Annotated in this window: 19 protein-coding genes and 1 pseudogene; 8 read left to right on the forward strand and 12 right to left on the reverse strand. The window is 53.1% G+C overall.

All coding sequences use genetic code 11. From position 1 onward, the window contains the following. Positions 1–189 precede the first annotated feature (189 nt). From NST08_RS24010 to NST08_RS24020, 3 genes are all read left to right on the forward strand, one after another. Positions 190–765, forward strand: a complete 576-nt coding sequence (locus NST08_RS24010) for a TetR/AcrR family transcriptional regulator (protein WP_341342364.1) — start codon at positions 190–192, stop codon at positions 763–765. A 129-nt stretch (positions 766–894) separates the two neighbouring features. Then, positions 895–1,161: a hypothetical protein gene (locus NST08_RS24015; protein WP_341034962.1), complete on the forward strand. Its 267-nt coding sequence runs from the start codon at positions 895–897 to the stop codon at positions 1,159–1,161. Then, positions 1,146–1,940, forward strand: a complete 795-nt coding sequence (locus NST08_RS24020) for a serine hydrolase domain-containing protein (RefSeq protein WP_341342365.1) — start codon at positions 1,146–1,148, stop codon at positions 1,938–1,940. Before NST08_RS24015 ends, NST08_RS24020 begins: the two co-directional genes overlap by 16 nt. A gap of 125 nt (positions 1,941–2,065) precedes the next feature. On the opposite strand, the gene NST08_RS24025 is transcribed toward NST08_RS24020, so the two are convergent. Continuing rightward, positions 2,066–3,019, reverse strand: a complete 954-nt coding sequence (locus tag NST08_RS24025; protein ID WP_028405889.1) for a YitT family protein — start codon at positions 3,017–3,019, stop codon at positions 2,066–2,068. A 167-nt stretch (positions 3,020–3,186) separates the two neighbouring features. After that, positions 3,187–4,617: a cardiolipin synthase gene (cls, locus tag NST08_RS24030; protein ID WP_007132325.1), complete on the reverse strand. Its 1,431-nt coding sequence runs from the start codon at positions 4,615–4,617 to the stop codon at positions 3,187–3,189. Positions 4,618–4,910: 293 nt separating this feature from the next. Here cls and NST08_RS24035 point away from each other — a divergent pair, with 293 nt between their 5' ends. Both NST08_RS24035 and NST08_RS24040 read left to right on the forward strand, forming a co-directional pair. After that, on the forward strand, positions 4,911–5,885 hold the full coding sequence (locus NST08_RS24035) for a M23 family metallopeptidase (RefSeq protein WP_213616373.1): 975 nt from the start codon (positions 4,911–4,913) through the stop codon (positions 5,883–5,885). A gap of 39 nt (positions 5,886–5,924) precedes the next feature. Then, the gene (locus tag NST08_RS24040; RefSeq protein WP_213616371.1) at positions 5,925–6,341 is read left to right on the forward strand and encodes a bactofilin family protein; all 417 of its coding nucleotides are present in this window, start codon (positions 5,925–5,927) and stop codon (positions 6,339–6,341) included. Between the two features lie 247 nt (positions 6,342–6,588). Here the strand turns inward: NST08_RS24040 and NST08_RS24045 are convergent, their stop codons facing one another. Together NST08_RS24045 and NST08_RS24050 are read right to left on the reverse strand one after the other, a co-directional pair. Beyond that, entirely contained in the window at positions 6,589–7,365 is a 777-nt protein-coding gene (locus NST08_RS24045; protein ID WP_341342366.1) for an ABC transporter permease, read from the reverse strand. After that, entirely contained in the window at positions 7,355–8,272 is a 918-nt protein-coding gene (locus tag NST08_RS24050) for an ABC transporter ATP-binding protein (RefSeq protein WP_213616367.1), read from the reverse strand. Before NST08_RS24050 ends, NST08_RS24045 begins: the two co-directional genes overlap by 11 nt. A 589-nt stretch (positions 8,273–8,861) precedes the next feature. Between NST08_RS24050 and NST08_RS24055 the strand changes: the two are divergent. Next, positions 8,862–9,053 (forward strand): annotated as a pseudogene (locus NST08_RS24055) (helix-turn-helix domain-containing protein); the annotation flags it as partial. Between the two features lie 184 nt (positions 9,054–9,237). Here the strand turns inward: NST08_RS24055 and NST08_RS24060 are convergent. Together NST08_RS24060 and NST08_RS24065 are read right to left on the reverse strand one after the other, a co-directional pair. Continuing rightward, a complete protein-coding gene (locus tag NST08_RS24060; protein ID WP_028405885.1) occupies positions 9,238–10,179 on the reverse strand; it encodes an LCP family glycopolymer transferase in 942 nt (313 codons plus the stop codon). Positions 10,180–10,555: 376 nt separating this feature from the next. Continuing rightward, the gene (locus NST08_RS24065) at positions 10,556–10,918 is read right to left on the reverse strand and encodes a YceI family protein (protein ID WP_138919355.1); all 363 of its coding nucleotides are present in this window, start codon (positions 10,916–10,918) and stop codon (positions 10,556–10,558) included. Between the two features lie 269 nt (positions 10,919–11,187). Here NST08_RS24065 and NST08_RS24070 point away from each other — a divergent pair, with 269 nt between their 5' ends. Beyond that, complete coding sequence (locus NST08_RS24070) at positions 11,188–11,556, forward strand: helix-turn-helix domain-containing protein (RefSeq protein WP_007132316.1); 369 nt, start codon at positions 11,188–11,190, stop codon at positions 11,554–11,556. Between the two features lie 135 nt (positions 11,557–11,691). Here NST08_RS24070 and NST08_RS24075 read toward each other — a convergent pair whose 3' ends face one another. The 4 genes from NST08_RS24075 to NST08_RS24090 form a co-directional block, all read right to left on the reverse strand. Then, positions 11,692–11,841: a hypothetical protein gene (locus NST08_RS24075; protein ID WP_007132315.1), complete on the reverse strand. Its 150-nt coding sequence runs from the start codon at positions 11,839–11,841 to the stop codon at positions 11,692–11,694. 321 nt (positions 11,842–12,162) lie between these two features. Beyond that, complete coding sequence (gene gltB, locus NST08_RS24080) at positions 12,163–16,758, reverse strand: glutamate synthase large subunit (RefSeq protein WP_007132314.1); 4,596 nt, start codon at positions 16,756–16,758, stop codon at positions 12,163–12,165. A gap of 507 nt (positions 16,759–17,265) precedes the next feature. Then, complete coding sequence (locus NST08_RS24085) at positions 17,266–19,533, reverse strand: YhgE/Pip domain-containing protein (RefSeq protein WP_341342367.1); 2,268 nt, start codon at positions 19,531–19,533, stop codon at positions 17,266–17,268. A gap of 240 nt (positions 19,534–19,773) precedes the next feature. Further along, positions 19,774–20,355, reverse strand: a complete 582-nt coding sequence (locus NST08_RS24090; RefSeq protein ID WP_028405882.1) for a TetR/AcrR family transcriptional regulator — start codon at positions 20,353–20,355, stop codon at positions 19,774–19,776. A 350-nt stretch (positions 20,356–20,705) separates the two neighbouring features. On the opposite strand from NST08_RS24090, the gene NST08_RS24095 reads away from it, so the two are divergent. Then, the gene (locus NST08_RS24095) at positions 20,706–21,878 is read left to right on the forward strand and encodes an MGDG synthase family glycosyltransferase (protein ID WP_210094511.1); all 1,173 of its coding nucleotides are present in this window, start codon (positions 20,706–20,708) and stop codon (positions 21,876–21,878) included. Positions 21,879–22,045: 167 nt separating this feature from the next. On the opposite strand, the gene NST08_RS24100 is transcribed toward NST08_RS24095, so the two are convergent. Then, positions 22,046–22,729, reverse strand: a complete 684-nt coding sequence (locus NST08_RS24100) for a metal-dependent hydrolase (protein WP_210094512.1) — start codon at positions 22,727–22,729, stop codon at positions 22,046–22,048. Positions 22,730–22,771: 42 nt separating this feature from the next. Next, on the reverse strand, positions 22,772–23,647 hold the full coding sequence (locus tag NST08_RS24105) for a cell wall hydrolase (protein ID WP_007132077.1): 876 nt from the start codon (positions 23,645–23,647) through the stop codon (positions 22,772–22,774).

Below are 23,647 nucleotides of genomic sequence, written 5' to 3' on the forward strand. Positions count from 1 at the left end.
TGCTCTATTTCCGAAAATGTTATGGTTATATTATAGCAAACATACGTTCTTATTATAATAGGAATTTACTGGATTTACAAATCGATTATCATGACATCCCACTAGCAATCAGGAAAATAATACCTTATAATCGATACATAACATATGTTATATATCAAGTGTTATATTTATTGAGCAAGGAGCATACCTATGGCACCAAAGCCTAAATTCACCAAACAAGACATCATCCTGGCCGCATTTGACATTGCCCGTGCGGAGGGGCTCGATTCCGTCTCCATCCGGAAAGTGGCCGACCGCCTGGGATGCTCGATCGCCCCGATCTACGTTAATTTTGCCGATGCGGAGGAGCTTCTGCAGCGAGTGGTGGAGCACGCGCTTCACGTAGCCAAGCAGATGATTACCGGGCAGCGGACCGGACAGCCGTTTCGGGATATCGGGATGGCCAGTTTGCGCTTCGCCAGGGAATTTCCCCTGCTGTACCGGTATTTAATCATGAAGAACAATCCGTATATGAAGCATAACGAAGAACAGCTTAATGAGGTGGTCGAGCTGATGAAGGAGGATCCCGGCTTAGCGGGATTTTCCGGCGAGGAGCTTCGGGCGCTTTTAATCAAAATGCAGACGTTCCAGACCGGCTTGTCCGTCATGGTCGCCAACGATTTGTTTACAACGAGTGTCAACGAGGAGCAGGTAATGGCCATGATGAATGAGGCGGCCGAGGATTTCATTCGCGCGGCGCGCTTGCGGCAAGCGGAACCAACTTGAACAGCCGCCTCTCCTTCGGCGTGATCTCGGAGGATTTGCTAGAAATCCAAGGTTTTGAAAATTCCATGGTTCCGGGTTTTGAATTTCCATGGTCAAGCATTTCAATTCTGTGTTTAGGGAGGCATGAAGATGAAGGAAAAGGCGGGCCCATCGCCGCTGGATCAAATGCGATTTGATCGCTGGATGGCGGCAATGACGCGCAGAAGAAATATATTCGGCGCCGTCATGTGCGTCGAGAATCAGGATCGGTCGCTGTCGATCGTCAGCAGCGGCGGGGAAATGAAGCCGGAGACCCCTTTTTTTATCGCCAGCGTAACCAAATTGTACGTCAGCTGCGTTCACGGCAGCTGCTTCGGCTTGATGATCGGATTGGCGAATATTTGCCCGAGGCGATGATCAAGGGCATTCACGTTTACCAGAACGTCGACTATTCCCGGGAGATCACGATCAAGCAATTGATGTCCAACACCTCGGGCATTCCCGATTATTTCTCGGGACGCGTATTCGCCGACTTAATCGCCGGGAAAGACCAGTCCTGGCCGCTAGAGAAGACGCTTGAAGCCGTCAGGCAGCTTCGTCCGAAATTCCCGCCGGGCATGAAGAATAAAGCCCAATACTCCGACACCAATTATCAGCTGTTAGGGAAGCTGATTGAAACGGTAACCGGGCAGCCGATCGAGGCAACATTCAAGGAATGCATCTTCGACAGGCTGAGACTGACCCAGACCTACGTATACAAGGACCTTCTTGATGGAAGACCCGCTTCCTTTTATTACCGGAAAACCCGGCTTCAAATCCCCTTGTACATGTCCTCCATCGCACCCGAAGGCGGCATCGTTTCCACGGCCCGAGAGACCATGACCTTCCTCCGAGCGTTTTTCGACGGCGTTCTATTTCCGCAGACGCATCTGAAGGAGCTCATGGAATGGAAATTTCTATGGGCACCCGGCACTTTCTTCTACGGTTCAGGCATTGTACGTCAGCCATTGTCCCTCTTGAACATGAAAGACGGCTTAATCGGCCATTGGGGCCAATCCGGCGCATTTGCCTTCCACCACCCGGAAACGGGGTTATATTTCACCGGGACGGTAAATCAAGCCATCGGCCAGTCGGCCGCCGTCCACAGAATCGCCCGCATCATACGCCATTACAAGAAGACGCAAAGCCCCACCTAAGCTACAAATCGCAGCGGGAATTCCATCGTATAGAGATTAGCTTTTGACATCAAAAAAAAGGGCTCCGCCCGCTTCTTGTACCAGCATGCAGGTGGAACCCTGAACTATTCAAGCTTGTATAACGTTTAATGAATGGCCTTCTTCTTAAACCGGCCGCCCTTGACATCATGAATATTGCCGACTGCCACGAAGGCCTGCGAATCCCAATCTTCCACAATCGATTTCAGCTTCGCTTCCTCAAGCCGGGTAATGACCACGAAGATCACCTTCTTGCTGTCCCCGGAATAGGCTCCCTCGCCCTCAAGATAAGTAACTCCGCGTCCAAGCCGCTGGGTCAGCGCATCGCCGATTTCTTTATGCTTATCGCTGATAATCCAAACCGATTTGGACTGGTCGATGCCCTCGATCGTAATGTCGATGAGCTTGAATGCCAGATAGTAAGCAATCAACGAGTACATGGCATGATCCCAGCCAAAGATAAAGCCTGCGCTGCCGAGAATGAATACGTTGATGAACATCACGATTTCCCCGACCGAGAACGGCGTTCTCTTGGTAATTAAGATCGCTACAATTTCCGTACCGTCCATCGATCCCCCCGATCGAATGACCAGACCGACGCCCACGCCAAGGAGTATTCCGCCAAAGACGGCAGCAAGCAGCGGATCGATCGTAATCGGAGCGACAGGATGAAGAAAATAGGTTCCGATCGACATGACCAGTACGGCGTACAACGTGGATAAAGCGAAGGTTTTACCGATCTGTTTATAACCCATAAACAGAAACGGAAGGTTGAATAAAGTCAGGAATATCCCGAGCGGGACATCGGTTATATGGGACACCATAATCGAGATGCCGGTAATTCCCCCGTCAATGATCTTGTTCGGCACCAGAAAAATCTCCAGTCCCACCGCCATCAGCATTGCACCGAAAGTTAAGAACACCAGACGACGGAGAAGCTTTAAAGCAATTGATCCGCTCTTCGGATTCTCCGGCTTCTGCTGGTCCGCTTTCAGCGGCGGCACGGACTGCGGTTCCGGCTGTGTGTGCGGCTGTACAGAAATCTTCACATCATTTGACATAAATCTCCCCCGTTCATTATGAACCTCAGCTACTGTATATTTATTAGCGGCACTCCTATAAATATTCTATCATATTAATGAAAGCCGCTACTACCATTTTCAAAGATCAACCTCTATATGCATGTCATTCCATCATTAGCTGACTTTAATGCTGCCTATAATGGAGGCTATAACAACGGGGACAGCATCCGGCACAAGATTTCGGCTGCCTTCTGCCATCTACCCCTCGCATGGAATGTCTCCAGTTCGATGGCTCTGCTGTGGTTCAGGTCCTCCTTGAAATCCGATACCAGCCGATGGATCGGCTGCTCGTCGAACATCACAGCCGTCAGCTCGAAGTTGCAGAAGAAGCTCCGCATATCCATATTTGCCGTGCCTACGGAGGCAAGGAGCTCGTCAACGATCAGCACCTTGGCATGGATAAACCCTTTTTCATACTCATAAAAGGACACTCCGGCCGCCAGCAGCTCCTCCACGTACGACAGCGACGCCAGCTTGACGAGCCGCGAATCCGCATGATCCGGAATAATAATCCTCACGTCGACGCCGCTTACCGCCGCCGTCTTCAACGCTTCGTACAGCCCTTCATCCGGAATGAAGTACGGCGATGTAATCCAAATGCGCTCCTTGGCAACCGATATGGCCCCAAAGCACATCTCATGAATGGCATTCCAGCTCGTATCCGGACCGCTGCTCAAGATCTGCACCTGCTCCTTCCCGGTACAGTGGTGCTCTGGATACAGGCTCGGATTCGAGATCGCTTCGCCGGATGCCAGCTTCCAGTCGTGCAGGAATACGCTCTGCAGAAAATAGACCGCATCTCCCTCTACTTGCAGATGGGTGTCCCTCCAGTAGCCCATGTCCGGATATTCCCCGAGATAATCATCCCCGACGTTGATGCCGCCGAGGAATCCGACGGTACCGTCCACCACGACGATCTTCCGGTGGTTTCTGTAATTGATTCTGCGGCTGAACATGGATACCATGGCAGGCAGGAAGAAATAGAACTGAACCCCGGATTCTTTAAACCGCCGTATGAACGCTTTCTTCAATTTATAGCTCCCCAGCCCGTCGCATACAAGACGCACCTTGACCCCTTCCTTGGCTTTGCGGATCATCACATCCTGAAACTTCGTACCGATCCGGTCATTTCTGAAAATATAAAACTCTACATGAATATGATCCTTGGCCTCCTCCATCGCTTTGAGCATCGCATCATAGGTCTCCTTGCCATCGGTTAAGACACGGGTCTCGTTGCAGCCGGTGATGGGACTTTCGGATAAATGCTTTAACAGATTAAACAGACGATCATGATGATGGAAGCCGGGATTGTTCATATCCTCCTTGCGCAGGACGACAGCCGCCCGGTCCCAGAAATGCTCCTTCATCTCCCGAAACAGCCGGGAACCTTTTTGGCGAATCTTAAGCCGCTTCTGATAATCCTGTGCAACGAAAAAATAGATCACGAATCCCAGCAGCGGGAGACAGAACAGAATAAACATCCATGCAACCGTCTTGGAAGGATTGCGGAATTCAAGCAGCAGCACCGCTGCCATTTGCAAAATAAACACAATGAGAACAAGCAGAAGCCACACCATACGGCAGCCTCCTAACGGAAATAATGGTGGTCTTTTCTTTTAAACAGACATTGCTGGTCTAGGCGTCTCAGCTATCGTGGATAAGTAGCGTAAATAAAGACAGATAACTACAGCTTTGACCAATTAATTATGTATTTATTCAATTACCCAATGTCACACCTGCTTGAATAATATACGTTTACATCTCATTTTTGACATGTTTTTCGAAAGAGTAGAATACATAGAAGATAAGGAGCTGGCCAAGTCTTGCGGAGGATGCTATACCCACTAAACATGAATGGAGGGGAGATGCCATGAAAACCGCGCACCGTAACCAACGCTTAACCCTGCTGGTGCTCCGGGATGCCCAGCATTCCGTCAAGCAGTTTCATTTGTCCAAGCCTCTCATGATCGCGGTGCCAGCAGCCGCGGTATTGTCGATCGCCGGACTGATCGTGTCGCTGCAGATCCAATCGGCTCAGACCATTTCGACTCTGGAGCAGCAGTTGACGCTCAAGAGCCTCGAAGCCTTGAAGATGGAAGTGACCGTCAGCGACAAAGATGAAGCCATCGAGCGCTTGAACAAAGCCATCATCCAGCTGTCGGGCGAGGCTGAAGAAACGAAGGCGCAGATGGAACGCGTTCAGCAGCTGGAGCAGCAGCTCCAGCAATTCATCGAGAAGCACGGGTCTTTATCAGGCACGCCGACATCCTCGATGTCCGATGACGCGCAGCTGCATGTCGGCGGAGAATACATTGCCGTGCATGAGAACGAAATGCTGGATATGGCGAGCGACATTCGGGATGATTTCGAGGAAATCCAGCAGCTGCTATCCCAGCTGGAGCGCCATATTCCGCGAACGCTGGACCAAGCCCAGGAAACCCAGGAGCGGCGGGAAGGCCTTCCTTCGCTGTGGCCGACTGACTCACGGAGGCTGACCTCGAGCTTCGGCTACCGCAGCGATCCGTTCACCGGCCGGTCCGCCTATCATGCCGGTATCGATATTGCCGGCAAAATCGGCGACCCAATCTATGCGGCAGGGAGCGGGCAGGTTACCGCGGCAGAGCGCAGCGGCGCACGAGGGCTGTACATCGTGATTAAGCATCCTAACGGCCTTGAGACCTGGTATATGCACCTGAACAAGCTGAGCGTTTCGGTCGGAGACCAGGTTGCCCAGGGCGAGATCATCGGCCAGCTGGGATCTTCAGGTCGCAGCACAGGGCCCCATCTGCATTTTCAGGTTGTCAAAAACGACGAGACCGTCGATCCTATGCGTTATGTGCATTAATCCAAAAATTTAATTGATTGGTAAGGAGGACAACAGATTATGAAGAAAAAGAAACGCAAAGCATCTGCTCATCTTATCGATTCCTTGATCGGCCCGGGCAGCGAGTTTGAGGGCGTGCTGCAGTCCGAGGATAATTTGCGGATCGACGGCCGGTTTAACGGATCGATTGAAAGCCAAGGCAGCGTTACCATTGGCGAGAGCGCATCGTGCCGGTCCAATATTTCCGCCAAAGAGGTCATTGTAGCCGGGAAGGTATACGGGGACGTCATTGCCGAGGGCAAGCTGACCATAACCCCAAGCGGACAGATGTACGGCGATGTCTACGCCGGTTCCCTGATTATCATGGAAGGCGGATTACTTAACGGGGCCAGCCGGATGGAGCATGCGGAAGCAGCGAGTGTCGCATCGGAGCAATCGGAGGCCGCACCGTCGCTGCAGCAGCCGGAAGCAGGCTGACTCGGCGGATGTGCGAGCCTCGGCATTCAGCCTCTGCGCGCGGCTTCGAGAAACGACGTTCCTGCAGGAAGCTCAGCTTGCCAGCAGGGCGGATCCTCTGCCTACCGCTCCCTTACCCTCCAAGGCCCTCCAAGCAAAAGAGCCCCTTTCAGCCATCATTCACTTGGCCGAAGGAGCTCTTATTTTTTCCCCTAATGCACAGCAGAACATGAATGACCGAACGAAAAACTTCCATCAGCTCGCGTGTCTACGCGGCAACATCCCGCTTGGCGAAGGCCCACCAGGTAATCATCAGAAAGACGAGGCTGTACGCGGCCAAAATGAAGATGGAGAAGCTGAGAGAAACCCCGCCTGGCCCGATCGGCGATTGGATATATCCGCTCAGATCGATATGAAGAAACAGGATGTATTTCGCCCATACGTATTTATCCGGGTTCAACATAAAGCCGAACAGATCCTTCGTAAACAAGACCAGGAGCGAGATGCCGATGGCGAGGCTGCCCGACCGGAACAGCGTTGACAGCATAAACGCAACAAGCGCGATCATGACCAGCTGGATCGTATCCGTGAGCAGCAGCAGCAATGAGTTTACCATCGATGAAGATCCGGAACCGGAGCCCAGGCCGCCCGTGCCCGCGAAGAACAGCTGTGACAGCGCGATGCCGACCACGGCTGTCAGGACGGCACAGAGCAGGATGAACAGCAGGACGGCGACCCATTTTGACATCAATATTTTCCCCCGCCGGAGCGGGCGGATCAGCAGCAGCTTGATCGTCCCCGCCGCAAACTCCCCGGCTACGATGTCAGCGGCAATGACAACGGTGAAGATCGCGCTCAGGTAGAGCGTAAAGCTCTCCGTCCATGTAAAGACGGTCCATGCGTCCATCGCAGCCCCCGTTACATACAGCATCGCTGGCATCGCGGCGCTGAAAAATACGAGGATCGCCAGCATGATCCAGGTCCTTACGCGGAAATAGATTTTCATATTCTCATTGGCGACCAGATTGGGAAAGCTACTCCACATGGCGATCCCCTCCCGTCATTTCCAAAAACTGATCCTCTAACGATTCGGTTACCGGCTGTATCGCAAACACGCGGATTCCCGCTTCAACCAGAAGGGCATTGATATCCGCGACGGTCTCTGGATTGCCCCGAACAATCACCCTATTCTCTTCGGTCTTCGCCCCGAAAGATTGAAGCAATGCCGCAGCCGCAGAGGCATCATGAACGGTAAAAGCCGTCTCCTCGGCAGTCCGCTCGCCGCCCTCGCTCCGAAGCTGCCGGATATCGATCAGGCGGCCGTGCCGGATAATGCCGACGCGGTCGCACATCAGCTCCATCTCAGACAGCAGGTGGCTGGATACGAACACCGTCGTCCCCTCTTCCCGCGTTAATCTGCGCAAGTAGTCGCGCAGCTCGCGGATCCCCTGCGGATCCAATCCATTCGTCGGCTCGTCCAGGATGAGCAGCTTCGGCCGATGAAGCAGGGCCTGCGCCACGCCCAGCCGCTGGCGCATCCCGAGGGAATAGGTCTGAACCTTGTCATGGATTCGATGCTCAAGCCCCACGAGCTCCACCACCTCGCGGATGCGCTCTTTGGATATTCCCGGCATCATCCGGGCGAAATGCTTCAAATTGTTATACCCCGACAGATACTTATACATCTCCGGGTTCTCGACGATGGCCCCGATCAATGCGGCAGCCTGCTCATAGTGCGACCGGATGCTGTAGCCTCCGATCACGATATCCCCCTCCGAGATGGACATCAGCCCGACCATCATCCGGATGGTCGTCGTCTTGCCCGCGCCGTTCGGCCCAAGAAATCCGAAGATCTGGCCCGGCGGTATATCAAAGGTTACGTTGTCCACCAGCACCTTGGACGATATCTTCTTCGTCACGCCGAGCAGCCTTACAAGCGGTTCCTGCTGCATCATCTACTCTCCTTTGCCCTGGTATCCTATCTTTTGAAACATGCCCATTATACAATACCAGAGCAAAAGACTAAATGTGCGCAGTCATAACAGGCCTTATGCCAAGCTTCAACTTCCAGCCCAATCCCCTCAACCCCAGTAACCCTGCAATGCTATTTGCGGTCCTCCGATAAACCCGCCTGGCATTCCTTGCACATCCCCGCAGGGACATTATGCTTATAAAATCCGGTTCTATACAAAGTGTAGCTTTCCATCACGGGCAGTATTCGGCAGCAGCTGACACAATACATCAACCCTTTACTCATCCCGTCATCTCCTTTCCGGGATTCATAAGCTGTTATGCTCATCTCGTCATGATACATTTTGTATCCACACCAAAAATATTATAAAATATGCTGACCTTTGTCAAATAAAACAGAAAAAAATGGCTCGCGATATTCTTTGATACAATTTGTTTCATTTTTAACACTTTGATACAATATGTATTGACGATATTCCTATTTTAGGATACATTTTGTATCATGATAAACCTAGAAGCAAGTCATTGATTTCTTTAAAATCCTTGATGAGTGTAGTGAGGTGAATATGAATGACATATGGATCTCGCATAGCGAAACTGCGGGAACAGAAAGGATGGACTCAAGAAGAGCTGTCAGAGTTAATAGGAATTAGCCGTGCATCCCTATCGCATTACGAACAAAACCGAAGAAAACCCAATCTGGAGACTCTGACGCGTCTAGCGGACATATTCGAGACCACGATCGATAAAATTATCGGACGCTAGCTTCCGGCTAAGAGAGGATGGAATACAGGAACAAGGCAGTCTGGACCAAGCATCCGGCTTCCAATGAAAGCGCTCCTATTTTACCGAATAAAAAAGAGGAAACGGCGGTGAGGCAGTTAACCTGCACCTCCTTTTCCTCATGAACCTCTTCGTTGTCTAAGGCCAGATAAGGACACGCGCCCTAGCCCCCCATAAAATCACTAAGCAGAGAATGAATGCGTTCCTTCTCGTTCTGATCGACAATGTAGTACCATATTCCGTCAATGGTCTGGCCGCGCCCCTGGATCTCCACCTGATCGATCCGATCCAGCTTCTGAAGATAATCGGTGACGAACCGTTTCATCTCATCAAAGGATATATCCGTTTTGACACTGCCCCCGACATCATCCAGCAGTGCCTCGAGCTTGAACACCGTCGTTATCCTCATCGCGTTATCGAGGATTCCTTTGATGATCTCCCGCTGCCTAGCGTTTCTCCCCAGATCTCCCTTGGGGTCTTCGAAACGCATCCGTGAATAGGCCAAAGCCTCCTCCCCGCTCAGCTTCAGAATGCCTTCGCCGAAATGATAGCCCGCATAATCAAATTCCATTTGGTTGCGTACCGTTACGCCGCCGAGGGAATCAATGATCTGCGAGAAGCCTTCCATATTGACTTTAACGTAATAATCAATCGGATACTGAAGGAAGTTCTCGACCGAACGAATCGACATATCTACACCGCCAAAGGCGTATGCATGATTGATTTTGTCAACCTTGCCATGGCCGACGATGCTCGTTCGGGTATCCCTCGGAACATTGAACATCATGATCGAGCCCTTGGCAGGGTTCACGGCCATCAGCATCAACGTATCCGAGCGCCCCCTGTCGTTCGGTCGTTCATCCACCCCAAGCATAAGCACCGTAAACGGGACCGGCTGATCCGCATTCTTCAATTTATCCGGCTTGACGGGGACATTCTGCTCGACAGTAGACACTGGCACTACCGGCGGCAATCCTTCCTCTCGTTCCTCGTAAATTTGATTCGCTGTCGATTTGATGGACTGGTACACATACGTCATATAACCCGCAGGGACAACCACAAGAACGATGAGCAGCCACACCCACCATTTTCTCCATATTCTCATTCGAAGCTGCCCTCCTAATAAATCACCACGATTATAAGGCCAACATACAATAACAAAATGCCTCGCTCGAAATCTGTCGATTTGCAACTTATTCTGTCGTATTATGAGGAGGAGCATTGCGTGGATTATAGCTGAATCAATCATGATTCACGCCAAAAAGGGGTATCGGGAGAGTAGTTCGCATGGGTCATGTAAATGCCGTTACGAGCTAAATCGTCAAGGTTTTCGCCATATAGGACGCTCTGATTTAAGGTAAAAGAACTAATGACCGGGCATCGTAAATATAGTAGAATAACAATGAGCCGAAGTTCGTATATCACATCTTAAGTCATAAGTTTTTTTGTCAGCGGTCATGTCTGGGATGTCCGGTATTTTTTCAGCTGTACAATTTTAGCCTGCTTGGCTGGAGTTCTTGGAGCATCATTCTGTTCAGCATACCGATGATCCGGCTTTTCTGTTCGCGGTCCGCTTCAAACTCCAACCGGTACATATAATGACCTTGAAAGAGCCCCCGATCCTCAAGAGTTCCTGTTAACAGAAGATGGTCCACCCGATCGTCAATCACATAACCGAGTAAAACATTAGATTGTATTGGGATTTTCCACGGACATAGGAATACCAGCCCATTCGGAACCAGCTCAAGCGGAGTAACCGGGTGGCTTTTCCCATGAATGGTCATCTCTCCGATTCGCAGCAGGCGAATGCTAACGGTGATTTGGTGCTGCCGTTCGTGTAACATGATAAGATATCTCCGCCATCCCTTATCGATTTTTTTGGTATGGGACGTTTCCTTGCTGGATAAAATGATACTAAATGTCACCCATTGACCGATTTGCAGATACGAATCGTATCTGTCATTACTACTCAACATAATACGATACATATTGTATCTAGTCAACCGCATAATACCGATTTTCCCATAATTTCGGTCACAGGCATCTAGATGACAGATCGATGCAATCAGCTTCTATAGATACAAACACTCCATCGAAAGGGGGATCAATGCATATGAACTACGGAGAACGAATCTCTGAATTACGCGAACAGCGGGGATGGACCCAAGAAGAGCTTGCTGCTTCTGTCGGAATCACTCGTGCGGCACTATCCCATTATGAAAAAAACCGGCGCAAACCGGATTTTGAAACATTGACCCGCCTTGCAGACCTCTTTGACGTATCGATAGATTATCTCATCGGACGAACGGCACTGCCCAAAGCAGTCCTGGAGCCGGAGGTACGTGAGTTTGTCGACCAGTTGGAGCTTTCCGACGACGATCTGCTGGAGCGCTTTAATCTCACGATCGATGGTCGCAAGCTGACGGAGGAAGAAGCCAAGCGGTTCATCGCTTTTGTGCGAATGGAGCGCTCCATGAAATAAGGGGTTTCCCGGCTTTATTCTTCCATTCCCATTTGCCGCCTGCACGGCAAATCAACGAAATCCCCGGCGGATTTGATCCTATCGATCCGTCCGCCGGGGATTTTTGTGCAACAGTATTCACATATGTTGACCGTGTTATTGTCCTTGTTGACGCTCCTTTGCCTGCAGCCATTTTTCAGGATGGATTCCTAATTGGATCATGAGCTTGTGAATGTCCAGATCCGTCTTCGGTCGGTCAAGCTTCTGCTCGGTGCTTCCTGAGCTTCTCTCCTTGTCCATACTCATTTTCTTAAACGACTCTCCTATCTACTATATTCCCTAATCCATCCCTTACTGCTCTTCAACGTTGTTATGTACGATTCACCGACAAACAACTTACTTACCAATATTATAGCGGACCCTTCCTTATGATGGTGTCGTCTGGTGGAAGCATTGTCCTCCGACAAAGCTTCTATTTTTGTCGAATATTGAGGTTCGCCGCCCCTTCGTCATGTACTAGTGTGCAGTGCAGCCTTACCGTTTTCTTATATATGAAAAAAGCCGCATTGTATTCTGATTAAAGAACACAATGCAGCTTTTTTATACGTAAAAAGTCTTATAGGCCTTTTAGCTGCCGGAGCGAGCCAACTCTTTCATATTCGCTTCGAACGCAGCAAGCAGCGCGGCTTCGCCCGCCAAGCCTTGGGCTTCCGCCTTCTCGATCTGCTGCAGCATCCGCTTGTAATCCTTCGGAATGACCCGGACAAAGCGCTGAACCGCCTCATCCCATTCCCCGAGAATCTGCTGGGCAGGCACGCTGTCCGTGTGGATGGAGTGCTGCTGAATCATACGGAACAGAATGTCCTTCTCCTTCGGCTCCTCCACCCGCTCAAGCAGCACCATCTCCAGGTTGCAGCGCTGGACGAAGGCTCCTTCCGGATCATAGACGTAAGCGACGCCGCCCGACATCCCGGCCGCGAAGTTGCGTCCCGTCTCGCCAAGCACGACCACCCGGCCGCCGGTCATATATTCGCAGCCGTGGTCGCCTACGCCCTCTACGACGATGCTAGCGCCGGAGTTACGAACCGCGAAGCGTTCGCCTGCAATTCCCCGGATATAAGCTTCGCCGCCGGTGGCTCCGTAAAATGCGGTATTTCCGGCTATGATGTTCTCCTCCGCTTTAAAGGTCGCTTTCGGAGAAGGCTTCACGATGAGCTTGCCTCCGGACAGGCCTTTGCCGATGTAGTCATTGGCATCGCCCTCTACCGTCAGCGTCATTCCCTTCGGCACGAATGCGCCGAAGCTTTGACCAGCCGATCCGGTAAAGCTGAATCGGATCGTGTCCTCCGGCAATCCGGCAGCTCCGTATTTGCGCGTGACCTCGCTGCCCAGAATGGTGCCTACGGCGCGATCCACGTTCGTGATCGGGAACGTGCCTTCCACCGGAGTGCCGCTTTCCAGCGCAGGCTGGGCGGCTTCCAGAAGGGAACGCATATCGAGCGTCTGCTCTAGCCCATGGTTCTGCCTTTGGGAGCGATATCGCGTGCTGCCTTCCGGAAGCTCCGGCGTATACAGCAACGCCGAGATGTCGACGCCCTTCTTCTTCCAATGATCATCGGCCTTCACGGCATCCAGGCAATCGGTGCGCCCAATCATTTCATCCACGGTGCGGAAGCCGAGCTCCGCCATAATTTCACGCATATCTTCAGCGACAAAGCGCATAAAGTTGGCGACATGCTCCGGGTCTCCCGTAAAGTTCTTGCGCAGCTCCGGATTTTGGGTCGCTACGCCGACCGGGCAGGTGTCCATCTGACATACCCGCATCATAATGCAGCCGATCGCCACGAGCGGCGCCGTCGAGAACCCGTATTCCTCAGCCCCGAGCAAAGCGGCCACAACGAGGTCGCGTCCGTTCAGCATCTTGCCGTCCGTCTCCAGCACGACACGGTCGCGCAGGTTGTTCATGATCAGCGTCTGGTGGGTTTCCGCCAGCCCCAGCTCCCACGGCATGCCGGCATGGCGAATGGAGCCCTGCGGCGAAGCGCCTGTGCCGCCGTCGTAACCGCTGATCAGAATGATATCCGCCCGGCCCTTCGCCACACCTGCAGCGATCGTGCCGACCCCGACCTCCGACACCAGCTTCACGTTGATGTCCGCACGCGGGTTCGCGTTCTTCAAATCATAGATGAGCTCCGCCAAATCCTCGATCGAATAAATATCATGATGCGGCGGCGGCGAAATGAGGCCAACCCCCGGCGTGGAGCCGCGAACCTCAGCCACCCAAGGATATACTTTACGCCCAGGCAGCTGTCCTCCCTCACCCGGCTTCGCGCCTTGAGCCATCTTGATCTGGATCTCGTCCGCGTTCACCAGGTAGTTGGACGTTACCCCGAAGCGGCCCGATGCCACCTGCTTGATCGCGCTGCGGCGGGAATCGCCGTTTGCATCCGGCACGAAGCGTGCAGGATCTTCACCGCCCTCGCCGGTATTGCTCTTGCCGCCGATGCGGTTCATCCCGATGGCCAGGCTTTCGTGGGCCTCCTTGCTGATGGAACCGAACGACATCGCGCCGGTCTTGAAGCGACGCATGATCGACGCAGCCGACTCTACCTCATCAAGCGGAACCGGTGCGCCCGCTGGCTTGAGCTTCAGAAGAGCCCGCAGCGTCAGATGCGCTTCGTTCTCGCCCTGCACCAGCTCGGCATACTTCTTGTAGGTGGCGTAATCGCCCGTACGTACCGCCTGCTGCAGCAAATGAATCGTTCTCGGATTGAACAGATGCTCTTCCCCGTCAGCCCGCCACTGGTATTCACCGGCCGAATCCAGCACTTTATCATTGCCGTCCTTATCGCTAAAGGCGCGTTCATGATGGGCCAGCGCCTCGAGCGCGACCTCCTCAAGCCCGATTCCGCCGATGCGGGAAGGCGTGCGGGTAAAGTATTTCTCGACAAAGTCTTCCTTCAGGCCGACCGCCTCGAAAATCTGTGCGCCGCGGTAGGACTGGATGGTCGAGATCCCCATTTTGGACAGAACCTTCACGACGCCCTTGCTTGCCGCTTTAATATAGTTCTTCACGGCCTTCTCATGGGAAATGCCGCGAAGCATGCCCTCCCGGATCATATCGTCCAGCGTTTGGAACGCGAGGTACGGATTGACGGCGCTCACGCCGTAGCCGAGCAGGAGCGCGTAATGGTGCACTTCCCGCGGCTCGCCGGATTCCAGCATAATCGCAACCTTGGTCCGCGTCCCTTGACGGATCAGGTGATGATGCAGCGCCGAGACGGCAAGCAGCGAAGGAATGGCCGCATTGTCCTTGTCGACGCCGCGGTCGGACAGAATCAGAATATTATGGCCCTTCGAGATGACACGGTCCGCCGCTTCGCACATCGTATCGATCGCTCTCCGAAGCCCCTCGGCCCCTTCGGCCGCCGGGAAGAAGATCGGAATCGTCATCGATTTAAAGCCCGGACGGCGAACATGGCGCAGCTTCGCGAAGTCCTCATTGGACAGCACCGGCGAATCGAGAAGGATATGGCGGCAGCTCTCCGGCTCCGGCTTCAGCAGGTTCCGCTCCGGCCCGATCGTCGTGGCGGTCGAGGTAATCAGCTCCTCCCGGATGGCGTCAATCGGCGGATTCGTAACCTGGGCGAACATTTGCTTGAAGTAATTGAACAAGCGCTGCGGGCGCTCGGACAACACCGCCAGAGGCGCATCGTATCCCATGGAAGCGATGGCTTCGGCACCGGTAATCGCCATCGGCTCCAGAACTTTGCGCAGCTCCTCGTACGTGTAGCCGAAGGCTTGCTGAAGCTGGCGCACGTTCTCGTGCTTCGGCTCCGGAGCCTCCGGCGCATCCGGAAGATCATGAAGCTCGACCAGATGCTCCTCCAGCCAATCCCCGTACGGCAGCTCGGCCGCGATCGCCGCCTTGACCTCCTCGTCGGAGATGATGCGGCCTTCCTTGGTGTCTACAAGCAGCATCCGTCCCGGACGCAGACGGTCCTTGTACAGGACGTTCTCCGGCGGAATATCCAATACCCCCGCTTCGGAGGAGAGGATGATCAGATCGTCCTTCGTTACATAATAACGGGACGGACGCAGACCGTTGCGGTCCAGCGTTGCGCCGATCTGGACGCCGTCCGTAAAGGCCATCGCCGCCGGGCCGTCCCATGGCTCCATCAGGGTGCTGTGGTATTTGTAGAATGCTTTTTTCGTCTCATCCATGCTCTCATGGTTGCTCCAAGGCTCAGGAACCATCATCATGGCTACATGCGGCAGGGAGCGTCCACTGAGATACAGGAATTCAAACGTATTGTCGAACATGCCGGTATCGGACCCGTCGGGGTTGATAATCGGCTTGATTTTCTCCAGATCGCTGCCGAACAGCTCGTGCTCGAACAGAGATTGGCGGGCATGCATCCAGTTCACGTTGCCGCGCAGCGTGTTGATCTCGCCGTTATGGATCATGAAGCGGTATGGATGCGCACGCTCCCAGCTTGGGAAGGTGTTGGTGCTGAACCGGGAGTGAATCAGCGCGATGGCCGATTCGAGGCGTTCCTCCTGCAGGTCGAGGTAGAACTGGCCCACCTGCTCCGTCGTCAGCATGCCTTTGTAAACGATTTTGCGGCAGGACAGGCTGGACACATAGAAGCTGTCGCCCTCGGGCTTGCCGCTGTAACGGATCGCCAGCTCAGCTCGGCGGCGAATAATATAGAGCTTTCGTTCAAAAGCAAGATCATCCGAAATGTCCTCGCTCCGTCCGATGAACACCTGACGGACATACGGCTTTGCCGATTTCGCGGATTTGCCGAGCATCTCGTCGTTGGTCGGAACATCCCGGAAGCCGAGCAGCGCCTGGCCTTCCTCGGCAATAATCGCTGCCAGCCGGTCTTCATGCGCGGCACGAACTTCAGGGTCATGGGACTGGAACAGCATCCCAACACCGTAATGTCCGGCTTCAGGAAGCTCGAAGCCCAGCTTCGCCGCTTCCTCGGCGAAGAAGGCATGAGGGATTTGCAGCATGATGCCCGCGCCGTCGCCGGAGTTCGGCTCGCTGCCCTGACCGCCGCGATGCTCCATGTTGGCAAGCATCGTAAGCGCATTGCTGACGATTGCATGGGACGGTTTGCCCTTGATATGGGCGATGAAACCCATACCGCACGCATCTTTTTCAAACTGCGGATCATAAAGGCCCTGTTTCTGGGGAAAATCGGTATGTTTCATAGAATGCAACCTTTCTTGTAATAGAATAAAATGCGGCTGAATGAACTAAAAGCATACGACCCTGCATCGATCCCCATGCTGAAGCAAGAACACCGATTAGAAATGATGCAGTTTAGTGCAAAATGGACAAAGGTTATTCCTTACCTGATACGTTAGTTTAATTAGTACAGATTATTGTATCACCGTCATACGATGGGGGCAATTCAAACTTTTTATGAAGATGATAAGAATTACTTTTAAGAAAATGCGTGATAGATAGATGTTCGAAATCATGTATAATAGTGCAAAAAATAATGCAAATATAACATTCCGAATACCCTCCATACCCGTTTGCCCTGCCTCACTTGGCGTTCAGACCATAGACGCCCGGTGAAATCATAAGCACAGAAAAGAGGCTCCCCAGGTCCTATGACCTTGGAAAGCCCCTTGTGGATACTGCTTATCGCGCTTTTAGCGCATCGTTTGGATGGCCTTCAAGCTTGCTAAGCCTGCGTGACTGCTTTCATCTTATGCCGATACTGCGTTCTCGGTATTTACCGATTTCTTAACACCGCGATTCGACAGGAAGTAAATGGCGGTCAATGCCAGGAATACGAGGCCGAATCCGGCCAGCACGCCCGTATTGCTCCACATGCCGTCGAAATTGCCCGTCGATATGACGTCCTTGTACCCCTTCACGCTGTACGTCATCGGCAGCAGCGGGTTCAGCACCTTCATCCAGTCCGGAATAAGCTCCAGCGGGAAGGTACCTGCGCTCGTCGTCAATTGGAAAATCAGAATCACGATGACAACGAAGCGTCCCGGTTGATCCAGCCAAGTGACAAACGCCTGAACCAGGAACATGAAGGACAGGCTCGTCACGAAGGAGAACAGGTAGAATAGCGGTACGTTCTGTACATCAAGCTTCAGCCCATAGAGCATGACGATGACCGCCAGCAGCGCCTGAAGCATGCCCATGCCGGCAAATGAAAGCGTGCGGCTAACGAATCGATTCCAGCCGGATGCATCCGGCACGGAGGAGTTGCGAATCGGCAGGATGATCGTCGAGATCAAGGCCCCGACGAACAAGCCGAGCGACAGGAAGTAAGGCGCGAAGCCCGTGCCGTAGTTCGGCACTTCGTTCACCTTGTGCTCATCGATCTGCACCGGTCCGGCAAACATCGTGACGGTCTCGTCCGTCGTCTTGATATCGCCCGTCTTGTCGGCAGCTTCGTTCAGCTTGCCGGCCAGCTCTCCGCTGCCGTCCTTCAATTCGCTCATGCCGCTGACCAGCTGACCAGCGCCGGAGTCCAGCTGCTTCGAGCCGTCGGCCAGCGCGCCTACGCCGCTGCCAAGCTTGCCTGCTCCGCCTGCCAGCTGCTGCGTGCCTTGTGCCAGCGTTGCGGCGCCGCTTGCGAGCTCTTTGCCTCCGGCTGCCGCTTCGCCAAGCTTCGTGCCAAACAGCTTCATGCCGTCAACCAGCTGCGTCTGTCCTGCATTCAGCTGCTTCGCGCCGGCCAGCAGCTCCTTACCGCCGGATGCCAGCTGTTTGCCGCCTGCGGCAAGCTCCGAAGCACCGCTGCTGAGCTTGCCCGCTCCCGCATTCAGCTGCTGCACCCCTTGATCCAGGGCTGCTGCGCCTTCGGCCAGCTTCTTCTGGCCTGCATTCAGCTGTGAAGTACCGGAAGCAACGGATTGGCTGGCAGCCAGCAGCTTCTGCATCTCCGGACTTTGCGCAAGCTCAGGGTTCCCTTCCGCAAGCTGCTTCAGGCCGTCTGCGACCGCGTTAGCCCCTTGCTCAAGGGAAGCCGTAGCTTCAAGCGATTGTTGAAGCCCTGCCTTCAAATTGCCGCTGCCCTCCGCAGCGCTGTTCGCACCGGCCGCCAGCTGCGCGGCACCGGCCTGGTTGGCCTGCAGGCCTTCGTTCAGCTTCGCGCTGCCCGTTGCTGCAGCTTCAATCCCGGCCTGCAGCTTCGCGCCGCCCTTGCTCGCTTGCTCGGCGCCGGCTGTAAGCTGGCCGTGAGCGCTCTTCAGCTGCTCCAAGCCCGAGGACAGGGTTCCTGCCCCCGTGCTAAGCTTGCCGGCGCCGCTGTTCAGCTCCTGGACGCCTTTCGTCAGAGGGGCCAAGCCGTTTTGGAGCTCCTGGGTTCCGCTAACGAGCTTCGCCAGGTTCTCCTTCAGCTTCACGGCTCCGTCATCAAGCTTGATCGCGCCTTCCGACAGCTTGGATGCGCCGTCTCCGGCTTCACCCAAACCATCCGACACTTTGCCGATCTGGTCAAACAGCGTTTCCGTATAGGCCTCCGTCACTTTCTGGGATACCTTGGACTGGATTTCCTTCACTGCCGTACCGCCGATCTGGGCGGCGAGGAAGTTGTAGCCCTCATTCGGCTCGAATACGATCTGGGCCGGCTGAGGGTGTTCATCCATTAACGTCGTCGCCTGCTGCGAGAAGTTCTCAGGAATGGTGATCGTCATGTAATACTTATTGTCTTTCATTCCTTGTTCGGCTTCGCTCTTGTTCACGAACTGCCAGTTAAAATCTTTACCCTTCTTGAGCTCGGCTACCAGGTCCTTACCTGCCTGAAGCTCCTTGCCTTCAAATACGGCTCCCTGGTCGTTGTTCACGACCGCGACAGGAAGATCATCCATCTTCCCGTATGGATCCCAGAAGGCCCCAAGAAACATACCGCTGTACATCACCGGTATGAACAGCACGGCGATGATCGGAATCAGAATTTTCGGATTACGAAGCGCCGCGCCGATGTCTTTTGCAAATACAGATAATGACTTCATCGGAGTCTCTCCCCTTTTTCTCTAAATAACGGTGTTGCATGCCGACATGCTCCACATTCGTGGAGGTATTACATGGCAAGCCAGTACATAATGACCAATATGCTCATTTGGTCAGTCGAGACGAAAAAAAATGACCGATCCAAGAAGACCTCCTCATTCACCCGCTGATCTTATGATCTTATCCGTGAACGGAAGGTCTCCTAAATGCGGCAGACCAAGAAAGGAGTCCCTTTCTATTTCTTACTTCGAGGTCTTTAACCCGTCAGCCAGAAACACCATCATATATTCCTTGATCTGCTCTTTGCTCAGGGGGGCATGCAGCTGGTTGAGATCGGTTGTAAGGGCAATGTACAGCTTCAGCATGACGAAGGATACCACCTGGGCATCCAGCGGTTTGATCTCGCCGCTTGCCATGGCGCGTTCCACAATCCCCTTCAAATAGCCGACAATCCCATTCTCTACCTTGGTCAATCCCTCATGCGCCTTAGGGGTCCCGATGTCTCTGACCTCTTGCGAGAGCTTAATGAAGAGCTCATGCTCGCTCCGGAACTCCAGAAGGACATCCAGCACACGATACAGATTGTCGAAGAATTCCCTGTCCTCCCGGATTTCCCGCTCGGCCATCCGCTTCATCTCCATGATCGCCGAGTGCAAAATCTCGTCAAACAGCTCATCCTTATTCGTAAAAAACGTATAAATCGTGCCCTTCCCCACATTCGCGATCTTCGCCACCTGTTCCATCGTCGTCGCCTTGTAGCCGAACAAGGCAAACGATTTGGAGGCCGCATCAAGCACTTGCTTCCGACGGTCCACAGCTGACATGCCAACCCCTCCTCCTGTAATAAGCGCACTTCGTCCGATTTCTCAAAACTGACCGAAATACACTTTTGGTCATTTGGTCAAAATTTACTTTACCAGATTGTCATCCGGTTTGCAATAGGTTTATTTCATATTTAGATCATAGAGTCCTCGGGAGCTCTATTCAACCATCTCTATATTATAGAAGAAAAAGGTCTGGGCAAGGACGCATCCCCGTGGTGGATGGACGAAATAATTGAAATGCTTTCCCACATCGGCGCGTATATATAGGACGCATGCTCTTTTTTTCCAAGCGCTCTTCAAAAAATGATTCCTGTTCTGTAAGATAGAGGGAGAAAGAAGTAGGTGAAATCATGCGATATCCAAGAGTGCTCCTTTTTTCCGAAGGATTCGGTACGGGGCATACGCAAGCAGCTTATGCGCTGGCTGAAGGCATCCGGCGGATGAATCCCGGGATCCACTGCCGCGTCATCGAGCTGGGTAATTTTCTGAACCCGACGGTGGGCCCGTTGATTCTGTCCGCTTACCGCAAAACCGTCAGCACCCGTCCGCGCCTTGTCGGGATGCTGTACCGTTCGCAATATAAGAAATCGTTAAACCGTTTGACGAGGCTGGCGCTGCATCGCATTTTCTACGCACAGGCCGAGCGCGTGATCGAGCAGCTGAAGCCGAATTTGATCATCTGCACCCATCCGTTTCCGAACGCGGTCGTCTCCCGTTTGAAGCGCCAAGGGCTCTCTGTTCCGCTTTATACGCTGATTACCGATTATGATGCCCACGGCACCTGGGTCAATTCGGAGGTGGATGAATATCTGGTATCTACCCCTCATGTGAAAAAGATGCTGATGCACCGGGGAGTTCCTTCGGAGTTCATCCGCGTGACCGGCATACCCGTGCATCCGAAATTCTGGGAGAGCGGCGACAGGAAGGCGCTGGAGGCGGAGCTGGGCATCAACAGCATGCCTACCGTGCTGATCATGGGAGGGGGCTGGGGACTCGTATTCAATAAGGAGCTTCTGAGCAAGCTGGCTGCGAGAGCGGACGATATCCAACTCGTCTTCTGTATGGGCCAGAACGAGAAGCTGGTAGCAAGCATGCGCGAGGACCCGATCTTTCAGCACCCCAACATCCACGTTTGGGGCTACCGTGACGATATACATAAGCTGATGGACGTATCCGACCTCCTGATTACGAAGCCGGGCGGCATGACCTGTACGGAAGGCGTGGCAAAAGGCATCCCCATGCTGTTCTATGAGCCGATTCCGGGACAGGAGGAGGAGAACTCCAATTTCTTTGTCAGCAAGGGATATGCCGAAATATTGGATTCCGCATCCGTGATCGACAAATGGCTGGATCTGCTGTCCAATCACTATGAGCAGGTGCAGGAACATCGCACCTCCACCGCCCAGTCGCGTTCCTCGCATCTGGCGCCGAAGCATTGCGCCGCGGAGGTCATGGAGCTGTTGACGGATGAGCAGCTGCCAGCGATAGGCGACGAGGCTCCACGAGTCTCGGATCAGCCTTAGGGTTGATCGTTATTCTCACGATGTTCAACTGCTTTATTCTAATAGATTCATTCCCGATCGACCGCATAATAAAAAAGCTTCCCTGTCGCTATTCAGACGGGGAAGCTTTTGTTATAGATAGCTAAGATATTGAATCTTTGCTGCTATGAATCTATTCTTCAATGAATCTAAATCTCCAGGCTTTCTCCCGCCTTCAGCGGATGCCCGGATACGCCGGTTTTGGCCAGCTCCTCGCAGAATGCCTGCGCATCCTGGCGAATGCCCGGGAACGTATCGTAATGCACCGGAATGACGTGCTTGGTCCGAATCCACTGCGCCGCGAGGAGAGCATCCTCCGGTCCCATCGTCAGCAAATCGCCGATCGGAAGCGCGGCTGCATCGATGTTATTCATCTCGCCGATCAGCTTCATATCGCCGAATAGGCTCGTATCGCCCGCATGATAGAACTGTTTGCCTCCCATCGTAAGGATGACGCCGCCTGGCTGACCTGCATAAATCCAGGTGTCTCCCACCGAGATGGATGAGGAGTGAAACGCAGGGGTGTACTTCACCTTGAAGCCGTCAAACTGCGCACTTCCCCCGATGTTCATACCATGGGATTTGACCCCCTGGTTCCCGCAATATACGGCAAGCTCATAGACCGCAATGATGGGACAATCGTTGTTCTTGGCAATTTCAATGCAGTCACCAAAGTGGTCGGAATGCCCATGGGTGAGCACCACCGCATCCACCTTTACATCGCTGGGCGAGATGCCGGAGCCGGGATTTCCGGATAGGAACGGGTCAATGATGACGCTCTTTCCGCCCGCTTCCACTAGAATGCTAGAATGGCCGTAGTACGTTATTTTCATCGTTAAACACACCTCCTACAACCTAGTTTACCCGTTCGGGGACTACTTGTAAAAAGAGTGGTTTCCTATTTTTTTCACAAACGTTCGGGAATGATGCACGGTCAAATCCTGAGCAAGCTTTAAAGACAGAAAAAAATACGTGTCATCCTGAACCGCCTTATGGCCATGAAGCGCCGCATTGACGGATTTGATCGTCTCTTCGTTCGGGTTGACACGCTTAAGACGCCCGTTCGCAACAGGACTGAATTGATGCTTTTGATAGATGACTTCAGTAATGGTATCGGGAAAATTGGCTGACCGCAGCCGGTTTAAGACAACATTGGCAACTGCCACTTTGCCTTCGTACGGTTCGCCTTCCGCTTCCGCCATGACAATCTTCTGGAGCAGAAGCAGTTCTTCAGCTGACAAATCGTAGGTCCAGGTTGCTTGGTCTTTCTGATCCTGGGTCAACGTCTTTGTTCTCGTGAAGAATAAAGTTGTGGGGGGTTTTAGGCTTTCGGCCTGTGACTTGGCGACATGCGTCCCCTTCTTGTTCCCCGTTGTATCCTCGGCAGTCTTGGCCTTCGGCGCTTTAGCCGTCTTCGCTTTAGACTGTGAATTCGGGTTCCCGGTGGCGGTGGTGCCACGCTCTATATTAGGAAAGGAGAGCATATCTTCGCCCTTCATATTCCATGGTTGGTAAACAATTGAAGATAAAATGTTGACAGGTTCCCCATTACTTATGATCTTAGCTTTATTCCCAGCAGGATTGGGGACGCCTTCCGCAGCCAACGCTGTCATCGCAAACCCTGGCTTCGCTTCCAGCTGCTCCCCTTCTGTTGTTTGCATACCAAGCAAGCTTATAAGAGACAAACTCACCAAGAGCGCACCAAGAAGCAGCGCAACCCAGCGATTTTGCCGTAGCAGTTTAATAACCAT

The sequence above is a fragment of the Paenibacillus sp. FSL K6-1566 genome, from assembly GCF_038050475.1.
Classification (GTDB): Bacteria; Bacillota; Bacilli; order Paenibacillales; family Paenibacillaceae; genus Paenibacillus_AQ; species Paenibacillus_AQ lactis.

Excerpts from the sequence above, each read along its gene's own strand:
- NST08_RS24010 (WP_341342364.1), top strand. The coding sequence starts at position 190 with ATGGCACCAAAGCCTAAATTCACCAAACAAGACATCATCCTGGCCGCA.
- NST08_RS24015 (WP_341034962.1), top strand. The coding sequence starts at position 895 with ATGAAGGAAAAGGCGGGCCCATCGCCGCTGGATCAAATGCGATTTGAT.
- NST08_RS24025 (WP_028405889.1), bottom strand. The coding sequence starts at position 3,019 with ATGTCAAATGATGTGAAGATTTCTGTACAGCCGCACACACAGCCGGAA.
- cls (WP_007132325.1), bottom strand. The coding sequence starts at position 4,617 with ATGGTGTGGCTTCTGCTTGTTCTCATTGTGTTTATTTTGCAAATGGCA.
- NST08_RS24035 (WP_213616373.1), top strand. The coding sequence starts at position 4,911 with ATGAAAACCGCGCACCGTAACCAACGCTTAACCCTGCTGGTGCTCCGG.
- NST08_RS24040 (WP_213616371.1), top strand. The coding sequence starts at position 5,925 with ATGAAGAAAAAGAAACGCAAAGCATCTGCTCATCTTATCGATTCCTTG.
- NST08_RS24045 (WP_341342366.1), bottom strand. The coding sequence starts at position 7,365 with ATGTGGAGTAGCTTTCCCAATCTGGTCGCCAATGAGAATATGAAAATC.
- NST08_RS24050 (WP_213616367.1), bottom strand. The coding sequence starts at position 8,272 with ATGCAGCAGGAACCGCTTGTAAGGCTGCTCGGCGTGACGAAGAAGATA.
- NST08_RS24060 (WP_028405885.1), bottom strand. The coding sequence starts at position 10,179 with ATGAGAATATGGAGAAAATGGTGGGTGTGGCTGCTCATCGTTCTTGTG.
- NST08_RS24065 (WP_138919355.1), bottom strand. The coding sequence starts at position 10,918 with ATGTTACACGAACGGCAGCACCAAATCACCGTTAGCATTCGCCTGCTG.
- NST08_RS24070 (WP_007132316.1), top strand. The coding sequence starts at position 11,188 with ATGAACTACGGAGAACGAATCTCTGAATTACGCGAACAGCGGGGATGG.
- NST08_RS24075 (WP_007132315.1), bottom strand. The coding sequence starts at position 11,841 with ATGAGTATGGACAAGGAGAGAAGCTCAGGAAGCACCGAGCAGAAGCTT.
- gltB (WP_007132314.1), bottom strand. The coding sequence starts at position 16,758 with ATGAAACATACCGATTTTCCCCAGAAACAGGGCCTTTATGATCCGCAG.
- NST08_RS24085 (WP_341342367.1), bottom strand. The coding sequence starts at position 19,533 with ATGAAGTCATTATCTGTATTTGCAAAAGACATCGGCGCGGCGCTTCGT.
- NST08_RS24090 (WP_028405882.1), bottom strand. The coding sequence starts at position 20,355 with ATGTCAGCTGTGGACCGTCGGAAGCAAGTGCTTGATGCGGCCTCCAAA.
- NST08_RS24095 (WP_210094511.1), top strand. The coding sequence starts at position 20,706 with ATGCGATATCCAAGAGTGCTCCTTTTTTCCGAAGGATTCGGTACGGGG.
- NST08_RS24100 (WP_210094512.1), bottom strand. The coding sequence starts at position 22,729 with ATGAAAATAACGTACTACGGCCATTCTAGCATTCTAGTGGAAGCGGGC.
- NST08_RS24105 (WP_007132077.1), bottom strand. The coding sequence starts at position 23,647 with ATGGTTATTAAACTGCTACGGCAAAATCGCTGGGTTGCGCTGCTTCTT.